Source organism: Streptomyces sp. NPDC059785 (genome assembly GCF_042732375.1).
GTDB lineage: Bacteria > Actinomycetota > Actinomycetes > Streptomycetales > Streptomycetaceae > Streptomyces.
Map to the genome: position 1 here is coordinate 24,267 of NZ_JBHWHV010000088.1, position 8,047 is coordinate 32,313.

Annotated in this window: 11 protein-coding genes; 6 read left to right on the forward strand and 5 right to left on the reverse strand. The window is 72.9% G+C overall.

Going from position 1 to position 8,047, the window contains the following annotated elements:
• The first annotated feature begins 36 nt into the window (after positions 1-36).
• The 3 genes from ACFV6E_RS39615 to ACFV6E_RS39625 are packed head-to-tail and all read left to right on the forward strand — an operon-like array spanning position 37 to position 3,220.
• Positions 37-432, forward strand: a complete 396-nt coding sequence (locus ACFV6E_RS39615; protein ID WP_385176580.1) for an anti-sigma regulatory factor — start codon at positions 37-39, stop codon at positions 430-432.
• A complete protein-coding gene (locus tag ACFV6E_RS39620; RefSeq protein WP_385176557.1) occupies positions 429-1,505 on the forward strand; it encodes a SpoIIE family protein phosphatase in 1,077 nt (358 codons plus the stop codon). Before ACFV6E_RS39615 ends, ACFV6E_RS39620 begins: the two co-directional genes overlap by 4 nt.
• The gene (locus ACFV6E_RS39625) at positions 1,502-3,220 is read left to right on the forward strand and encodes a PP2C family protein-serine/threonine phosphatase (RefSeq protein WP_385176560.1); all 1,719 of its coding nucleotides are present in this window, start codon (positions 1,502-1,504) and stop codon (positions 3,218-3,220) included. The genes ACFV6E_RS39620 and ACFV6E_RS39625 overlap by 4 nt, the downstream gene beginning before the upstream one ends.
• Positions 3,221-3,266: 46 nt before the next feature.
• Here ACFV6E_RS39625 and ACFV6E_RS39630 read toward each other — a convergent pair whose 3' ends face one another.
• The 3 genes from ACFV6E_RS39630 to ACFV6E_RS39640 form a co-directional block, all read right to left on the reverse strand.
• Positions 3,267-3,692: a MarR family winged helix-turn-helix transcriptional regulator gene (locus ACFV6E_RS39630; RefSeq protein ID WP_385176563.1), complete on the reverse strand. Its 426-nt coding sequence runs from the start codon at positions 3,690-3,692 to the stop codon at positions 3,267-3,269.
• 369 nt (positions 3,693-4,061) lie between these two features.
• Positions 4,062-4,349: a DUF4190 domain-containing protein gene (locus tag ACFV6E_RS39635; RefSeq protein ID WP_385176566.1), complete on the reverse strand. Its 288-nt coding sequence runs from the start codon at positions 4,347-4,349 to the stop codon at positions 4,062-4,064.
• Positions 4,350-4,504: 155 nt separating this feature from the next.
• Positions 4,505-5,209, reverse strand: coding sequence for a GAF and ANTAR domain-containing protein (locus ACFV6E_RS39640; RefSeq protein ID WP_385176568.1), 705 nt, complete (start codon positions 5,207-5,209; stop codon positions 4,505-4,507).
• A gap of 254 nt (positions 5,210-5,463) precedes the next feature.
• Here ACFV6E_RS39640 and ACFV6E_RS39645 point away from each other — a divergent pair, with 254 nt between their 5' ends.
• The 3 genes from ACFV6E_RS39645 (at position 5,464) to ACFV6E_RS39655 (ending at position 6,894) form a co-directional block, all read left to right on the forward strand.
• Positions 5,464-5,724 carry a WhiB family transcriptional regulator gene (locus tag ACFV6E_RS39645; protein WP_385176571.1) on the forward strand — a complete coding sequence of 87 codons (261 nt, stop codon included), beginning with the start codon at positions 5,464-5,466 and terminating at the stop codon, positions 5,722-5,724.
• Between the two features lie 113 nt (positions 5,725-5,837).
• On the forward strand, positions 5,838-6,272 hold the full coding sequence (locus ACFV6E_RS39650) for an ATP-binding protein (RefSeq protein ID WP_385176574.1): 435 nt from the start codon (positions 5,838-5,840) through the stop codon (positions 6,270-6,272).
• Positions 6,273-6,558: 286 nt separating this feature from the next.
• Positions 6,559-6,894, forward strand: coding sequence for a hypothetical protein (locus ACFV6E_RS39655; RefSeq protein ID WP_385468428.1), 336 nt, complete (start codon positions 6,559-6,561; stop codon positions 6,892-6,894).
• 42 nt (positions 6,895-6,936) lie between these two features.
• On the opposite strand, the gene ACFV6E_RS39660 is transcribed toward ACFV6E_RS39655, so the two are convergent.
• Both ACFV6E_RS39660 and ACFV6E_RS39665 read right to left on the reverse strand, forming a co-directional pair.
• Entirely contained in the window at positions 6,937-7,284 is a 348-nt protein-coding gene (locus tag ACFV6E_RS39660; RefSeq protein ID WP_385176577.1) for a PRC-barrel domain containing protein, read from the reverse strand.
• A gap of 184 nt (positions 7,285-7,468) precedes the next feature.
• Positions 7,469-7,963: a DUF6328 family protein gene (locus ACFV6E_RS39665; protein WP_385176585.1), complete on the reverse strand. Its 495-nt coding sequence runs from the start codon at positions 7,961-7,963 to the stop codon at positions 7,469-7,471.
• Between the last annotated feature and the right edge of the window lie 84 nt (positions 7,964-8,047).

Genomic DNA, 8,047 nt, shown 5'->3' on the forward strand with positions numbered 1-8,047 from the left:
GGCTGCGTCACCGCCTGCCTGCCGATCCGTTCGGACATGGACCTGGCGTGGGTGCGCCAGCATGTGCGCCAGGTGGCGGCCGAGCTCGGTTTCGGCCTGGTGGAGCAGACGAAGCTGGTCACGGCGGCGAGCGAGCTCGCCCGCAACACACTGGTGCACGGCGGGGGCGGCCAGATGGAGTCCGCCGCGCTGGACCAGGGCCGCGCCCGGGGGCTGCGGCTGACCTTCAGCGACGAGGGTCCCGGCATCACGGACATCGACCGGGCGCTCAGCGACGGGTACACCTCGGGCGGCGGCCTCGGCCTCGGCCTGGGCGGCGCCCGGCGGCTCGTGCACGAGTTCTCGATCGACAGCACGCCGGGCGACGGCACCGCGGTCACCGTGATCTGCTGGGCCGCCGCTCCTCCGCACCCGCGCGGGGAGGCCGGGTGACCCGCGTCTGGGACGTGCCGGTGCACGACTCCACCCGGGTCCGCGACGTCCGGGTGGCCGCCGAGTCCGCCGCCTCGCACGCCGGGCTCGGCCGGGACCGTACGGCGGTCGCCGCGCTCGTCGCCACGGAGCTGGCCACCAACCTGCTCAAGCACGCCGGGGGCGGACGGATACTGATCGACACGGTCGACGGCGGGCCGGCCCGGCCGGACGGCGAGCGGGGCCGGACCGTGCAGATCGTGGCCATCGACCACGGCCCCGGCATGAGCGATCTGCCGGCCGCGCTGCGCGACGGCTACTCCACGGCGTCCTCGCTGGGCGCCGGGCTCGGCACCTGCCGCCGGGTCGCCGACGACTTCGACGTGCAGACCGCGCCGGGCCGGGGCACGGTCGCCCTGGCCCGCGTCCACGCGGTGCCGCCCACCCGCTCCCGCCGCGGCAAGGGCGAGGACGACGGCGTACCCGTACGGGCGGGCGGCATCAACATCCCGCTCGCCGCCGCCGAGTACTCGGGCGACGCCTGGGCCTGCGTACGGGACGGTGACCTCGTCACCCTGCTGCTGGCCGACGGGCTCGGCCACGGCGAACCCGCGGCCGAAGCCTCCGGCGCCGCCCTGGAGGAGCTGCGCCGCTCGGCCCGGCTGCCGCCGGCGGAACTGCTCGGGCAGCTGCACACGGCGCTGCGCCCGACGCGCGGGGCCGCCGTGGCCGTGGCGCAGCTCGACCTCGCCGCCGGACAGCTCGACTTCGCCGGCATCGGCAACATCGGCGCCCGGCTGCGCACCGGCGACACCTGGCGGGCCCTGCTGTCCCACCCCGGGATCGTCGGCGCGCACCGCCCGGCACGGCTGCCGCGGTGCCGGGTGCCGTGGACCGGCGACAGTCTGCTCATCATGCACAGCGACGGTCTGCCCAGCCGCTGGACTCCCCCGCCCGCCGTCCCCCTGACCACCCTCGACCCTGCCGTCACGGCAGCGGTGATCGTGCGTGACTCCAGCAGTCCCGCCCGGCCGGTGCGCGACGACACCACGGTGGCGGTACTGACCCCCGCCCCGGCGGACTCCCGACCATGACCCACACCTGGCAGATCACCACAGTCGCCGATGCCGCCCGTGCCCGCATCGCCACCGCCCGGCTCGCCGCCGCGCACGGCGTCGCCGTCCTGGAGCGCACCCGCCTGGTCACCGCGCTCAGCGCCCAGCTGCGGCAGTGCCTCACCAAGGGCGGCCGCTGGGAGCTGAGCCTGCGGACCGGGCCGCCCGCGGCCGGCGGCGGTCGGCGCCTCACCGTCACGCTGCGTTCCCTGGACCGGTCCCTGGCCGGCTCGCGTCCGCCCTGGCAGTGCGGCGTCGACGTCCCCGGGCCCGGCGGCGACGCGGACGTCCCCGACGTACCGTCCGACCGTACGGCGCTCGCCGACGCCCTGCTCAGCGCCGACGACGACACCTCCCGCATCCTGAAGAAGCTGACCGAGCAGGAGGAGCTGGTCGCCTTCCACCGGGAGGAGCTGCACCAGACCAACCAGGGGGTGCTGGCCCTGCACGCCGAGCTCGACGCGGCGGGCCGCGCCCAGCAGGAACTGTTCACCGCCGAGCGCGAGGCACGGACCGAGGCGGAGAGCGCCCGGCGCAGGCTGACCTTCCTGGCCGACGCCAGCGCCTCCCTCACCTCGTCGCTCAACCACGAGGAGATCCTGCGCCGGCTGCCCGAGCTGCTGGTCCCCGCGTACGCCAGGACCGTCGACGTCTGGCTCTTCAACGACGGCGACGGCGCGGGCGTCCGGCAGAACCACCCGGCGGCGGCCGTCGTCGCGGCCCGCACCGGACGCCCGCGGTACGCCGCCGACCACCCGGGGCGGCTGCCCGGGGTCGACGACGCGCCGCCCACCGCGCTCCACCCGGACGAGCCCATGCTCTGCCTCCCGCTGCCGACCCGCCGCGCACCGCTCGGCGTGCTGACCCTGACGCCGCCGACCGAGGGGTGGAACGCCGACGACGCCGTCATGCTCGTCGAACTCGCCCGCCGCACCGGCATCGCCCTGGACAACGCGCAGCGCTACGAGCACAACCGCGACATCGCCGAGACACTCCAGCGGGCCCTGCTCACCGACCTGCCCACCACACCCGGGCTGCACCTGGCGGCCCGCTATCTGCCGGCCACGCACGGGCTGAACATCGGCGGGGACTGGTACGACGCCTTCCGGCAGCCCGACGGCAGTCTGGTCGCCGTCATCGGAGACGTCACCGGCCACGGTCTGCACGCCGCCGTCATGATGAGCCAGCTCCGCACCGCCCTGCGCGCGTACGCCGTCGACGGCGGCACCCCCGGCCAGCTCCTGACACGGCTGCACGTCTTCCTCCACCACCTCCAGCCCGACCTGTACGCCACCGCGGTCATCGCCCGGTTCCGGCCGGACGAGCCGACGGTGACCTGGGCCGCCGCCGGGCATCCGCCGCCGGTGCTGCGCACGCCCGACGGCGGGGTGCGGATACTGGACACCAAGCCGGGCGCGATGCTGGGCATCCCGCTGCACCAGGAGATCCGCGACCACACCACGGACCTGCCGCCCGGGTCGACGCTGGCGCTGTACACGGACGGTCTCGTGGAGCGCCGGGCGCACGGCATCGATCCGGGGATCGAGCGCCTGGCGGGAGCGCTGCGCGAACAGCGGCTGCCCGATCTGGACCGGGACCTGGAGGGCACCGCCGACCGGATCCTGGACCCGATGCTGCTGGACTCCGAGCGGGACGACGACGTCTGTCTGCTGCTCTGCCACATCAGCAGCTAGCGCCCGTCCGGCCGACCGCGGCCGGTCCGCCGGGCGCGGGCGCCGTTCACCGGCCGGGGCGCTCGCGCCGTTCCCGCACCTGGTTCGTCGCGTCGCGGGCCAGGTGGAACGCCAGCAGGCCGCTCTCCAGTGAGGTCCGCTGCGCCGGTGTCATGGCCGCGAGCACGGACGCCAGGCTGAGCGATCTGCGCTCCCCTATGTCGCGCAGGACCCGGGTGCCCTGCGCGGTGAGCATGAGCTGGACCTCGCGCCGGTTGCTGGGGTGCGGGACCCGCTCCAGCAGTCCCGCCGCCTCGAGCCGGTCGCACAGCCGGCTGGCCGCGGGCAGCGCGATCTCCAGGAGCTGGGCCAGCGTGGTCAGATTGAGCTCGGCCCGGTGCCTGACGACCGCCAGGGCCCTGAGCTGGTGGGCGGACAGCCGCGGACTGACCGTCTCGCCCGCCGAGGCCCACAGCGCCACGAGCGCTTCCACGGCGTCCGCGACCCGGTGTGCCGTCGCTTCCGGGCGGGGTCCTGTCCCGCGATCGAGGTCCCCGTCATCCCTCACGGGTCATCACGCGCTCCCGGAGTCCCTGGTGGGTCACCAGCATTTCCCATCTTTCCGGCTTCGGCCGACACGTCGCCGCTGATCGGCGGCCTGCCCGGATGCCGCGACCCGCTGGGGTCCCGCGGCGTGCAGGCTGCCCCGCTCCTTCCCCCGACTTCCGCGCCCATGTCAGGCGGCGGGCCACCTTCACCAAGCGGGCACAGGAGGGGCCCGGGGCAGGACGCGGGAGGAGGTGCGGGAGGGGTCCACCGGAATCGTTCCGGTGGACCCCTCCGCGGCCGGGCCGCCGCTTCGTCAGCCGCCCACGTACCAGCTGAAGCCGCCGTTCGACGCGGCCACCGCCAGAAGAATGACGAAAAGGAGCACGTCCACGACCCCGAGCACTATTCCGGCCTTCGCCATACCGGCGCCGTTCTTCACCGAGGACTGCCGCAGCGCGACCGCACCGAGCACAATGGCGATGGGGCCGAGAATGACATTGAAGATGACAACGCCGACGATTCCGCAGATGAGGCTCGCGATCGCCAGGCCGTTGGTGCGCGATCCGGAGGACGCGGCCGGCGAATTGCCATAACTCGTCATTACATTCTCCTGCTGTCGGTTCGGTATACGACAGCGCCCCGTACCGAGACGCTATTTCCTTTCCCGACCAACCGGGTTCCCCTGGACCGCCGCTGTATTCCGACGGCTTGTCAAAGGGCGTCGCACGCAGGGGCGTTGAGCGAGTACCACGTGGCTCAGGAGGGCCGTTCGCCGGTCTCGCAGATCCGGCGGGCGATGTCGCGGAGCTTGATGTTGTGTTCCTGGGACGCCTTCTTGAGGATCTTGAAGGCCATGTCCTCGTTGACGTTGTGACGCTCCATCAGAATGCCCATCGCCTCACCGATCTCGTGCCGCGTCTCCAGGGCGTGCTGGAGCTGCTGGTGCGTACGGGCGGCGGAGAACGCCACGGCCGCGTGGGAGGCGAGGACCCAGCCGGCCCGCTGCGCCATCTCGTCGAAGGCGAGGGGACGGTGCGAGTACAGGTTGAGCGCGCCGAGCGCGTCGTCCTCCGTGAACAGCAGAAACCCCATCATGCTGCCCATGCCCAGCTTCCTCAGCTCGGGGGCGAAATGGGCCCAGCGCTCGTTCGGCTCCCGCAGGTCCTCGATGGTGTAGATCTGCTGGCGGTCGGCGACCGCGTCGAAACAGGGGCCCTCCCTGAGGTCCTGCTGGATGCGGTCGGCCGTGCGCACCACGTCGTGCGTGGCGGCGAGCGCGTGCACCTCGCCCCGGCGGACGGTGAGGATGCCGGCCGCGTCGCATGCGTTGATCAGTACCGTCGCGTGTTCCACGATGCGGTCGAGCGTGGACTGCACCGATTCCTGGGCCAGCAGGTCACGCGCCATATCGGCCAGGCCGATGGCGAACTGCTCCCAGACGTCGCCGCTCTCCTGCGACATGTTCCACCTGCCTATTCGCCGCTGCGCAACCGCGCTGCCACCAAGCCCGATTTTTCCACTTTCCGGGCCCGGCCGCGCCGCACCTGCACATCCGATCACTTCGTGCCGTGCTTCCGTACCGCATTTCCGCGGTCACCCAGCGCTCAAACAAGCGCGCATCCGTACGCCCCCTGTTTCGCCTGTGCAATCACGGGTGACCCGTTGCGGGAACGAAGCACACCGAAGCGCATCAATGCGATCACAGGAGGCCCTCCATGGACGACTGGCGCGACGTGGCAGCATGCCGCACCGTCGACCCCGACCTGTTCTTCCCCGTCGGCGACACCGGACCCGCGGTGCTCCAGGTGCGGGAGGCGAAGGCGGTCTGCGAGGTGTGCCCGGTCCGTGCGGAGTGTCTGCGGTGGGCCCTGGACACCGGCCAGAGCGTCGGGGTCTGGGGTGGTACAAGTGAGACCGAGCGGCGCGCGCTCAGGCGGCGCACGGCCGCCCGGCGGTCCCGGCGGCTCCCGGCCTGACCCCCGCACACCGGCGCGGGCCGGCCGGGGAAGTCCGTCCCCGGGCCCGTGTCCGGACGCACGCAAACCGGGAGAGCAGGGAGGCATCCCGGTGGCAGATCCGGGAAGGCGAGATGGCAAGCAACCCGAGTTGGGACAAGAACCTGTCACACGAGGAGTCCGAGGCACTCACCAGCTCCTTCGCGGGCCAGTTGCGCAACGTCACGGATGCGCGCCTGACGGCGGAGGGCTATCTCCGGCTGCTCGCGCGGGCGACGCCGCCCTCCGCGCCGGAGCACTGGGACGACATCCTGCTGGTGGTGACGGAGCTGGCGGCCAATTCCGTGCAGTACGCGCCGGGGCCGTTCGAGCTTCAGCTGCGCCGTACCTTCGACGGCGTGCACGTGACCCTGCGTGACACCAGCACCACTCGGCCCGCGCCGCGCCCCTTCCATCCGCAGCACGGCGGGGGCGGGATCGGCTGGCATCTCGTGCACACGCTCGCCGATCAGGTCAGCGTGGTGGTGCGGCCGGACGGCAAGGACGTGCACGCCTTCCTGCCCTGGTAGCCGGCGGGCGGTTCCGGCGGAACCCGGGGCGGCGGCGGTTTTCTGTCCCAGGTGTGGAACAGCAGGTGTGGATCGCGTGGGAACGAGCATTCGCCTGACAGGCGGGGCGCCGGAACCCCGCCCTGCCCGCGTTGTCAGTGCCGTCCGCAACAATGCCGGGCAGCGAGAACGTCACCGCTCGCGCGGTGGGCGTGCTCGACCCACGTCCGTCGAAAGGCTGCCTGCACATGACGCCCTCTTCCCACCGCTGTGCCGGGCCGCGGGCCAGGACGGGAGGCGAGTGACGATGCTCCGAGCCCTGCCCCGCACCAGCACGCCGCTCAGCCCGGGCGGTGCCGAGGTCCTGCGTCTGATGACCCGGCAGCGTGTCCAGATATGCCTGACCGTGCACGCAGGCGGCCGCCGTCGGTACGGCTATTGGCAGCCGGTCTCCTCCAAGGCCCGGCGCGGCGGCTGCTACGTGGCCCTGCCCACCGACGAGTGCGACGCGCTGCACGCCGCGGGACGCATCGTGCTGGGGGAGCCGGTGGTCGACCCCGCGAAGACGATGTATCCGGTGCGGGCGGCCGCGCGGAGCACCCCGTCGGCGACGGAGGCCCCGCGGCACGCCCTCACCGCCTGAGCGCCTGTGCACAGGCACTCAGCGCGGTGGAGCGGCGGCCGGTCAGTGCCCGGACCCGTAGTGGCCGCCGAGCTGGTCCCGGTAGGCCGGGTCGCCCAGGTGCCTGTCCTTGTCGAACTCGGGCGAGGCCCTGATCTCGTCCTTGCTGCGGGACACCATGATCTTGCGGCCCTCGTGGTCGATGTCCTTGATCGTGCCCGCGGGCAGCATCACCTGCCGGCCGAAGATCCACACCCCGGTGTCGACCACGATGTACTGGGCCACGACGTCGTTGGAGTGCTTGTCGACCTTGCCGATGTACCCGTCCTCCGCCTCGACCGCGTAGCCGGTCAGGTCGGCGTCGGGCGTGTGGCCGCTGGTGGGCCGGTAGTTCCAGAGCGATTCGTTCACCGTGCGCGTCCTCTCGCGGTGCGGTCGCCGGGCCCGGACGGACCCGCGGCGTCCCGGGGAAGGGGACGCACCGGTCCAGTGCCCCGTCACGGGCGTTGAACGCCCGCGGACCTGGCGCGGGGCGTCAGCGAGACCAGGGACCTGGCGCGCGGGGTCAGCGCGCCCGCGGACCTGATGCGCGTGGTCAGCGCGCCCGCGGGTTCCGGCCGAGCGCGGTCGAGTGGTGCCGGGTCCACAGCGGCAGGACGAACCAGCAGAACAGGTACCAGGCGACGACCCCCGCGACCAGCCAGGGCACGTGCCGGTCGTGCGTCGCCACCCGGAGGATCAGCAGCAGCGCGGCGGCCATGGTCGCCAGGAGCAGCACGAGACCGACGAAGGTCAGCACCGAGGCCCAGCGCACGGCCTGGGGCTTCACCCGCCGTCCGGAGACGATCCGGTGCAGGGACACCGGGCCGATCAGGGCACCGGTGGCGGCCGCGCCGAGGACGACGGTCAAGATGTAGATGGTCCTGTCGGTCGGCGCCAACTGCGCGTACCGCGGGGTGAACACGACCGTGAGCAGGAAACCGAACAGGATCTGCACCCCGGTCTGCGCGACCCGGATCTCCTGGACCAGCTCGCCCCACTTGCGGTCGGCCTTCTCCTCCTCGGTCTCGTCCCGTCCGGTCTCCGGCAACTGTCCTCCCGGTGCGAGCGGACCGCTCGGCCGGTCCTCCTGGAGCGAGGGTGCGCGCACGGCCGACCGGCCGCACCCGGGGTG

Coding starts and splice junctions, on each gene's coding strand:
- ACFV6E_RS39615 (WP_385176580.1), top strand. CDS start 37: ATGGACCTGGCGTGGGTGCGCCAGCATGTGCGCCAGGTGGCGGCCGAG.
- ACFV6E_RS39625 (WP_385176560.1), top strand. CDS start 1,502: ATGACCCACACCTGGCAGATCACCACAGTCGCCGATGCCGCCCGTGCC.
- ACFV6E_RS39645 (WP_385176571.1), top strand. CDS start 5,464: ATGGACGACTGGCGCGACGTGGCAGCATGCCGCACCGTCGACCCCGAC.
- ACFV6E_RS39655 (WP_385468428.1), top strand. CDS start 6,559: ATGCTCCGAGCCCTGCCCCGCACCAGCACGCCGCTCAGCCCGGGCGGT.
- ACFV6E_RS39635 (WP_385176566.1), bottom strand. CDS start 4,349: ATGACGAGTTATGGCAATTCGCCGGCCGCGTCCTCCGGATCGCGCACC.
- ACFV6E_RS39650 (WP_385176574.1), top strand. CDS start 5,838: ATGGCAAGCAACCCGAGTTGGGACAAGAACCTGTCACACGAGGAGTCC.
- ACFV6E_RS39640 (WP_385176568.1), bottom strand. CDS start 5,209: ATGTCGCAGGAGAGCGGCGACGTCTGGGAGCAGTTCGCCATCGGCCTG.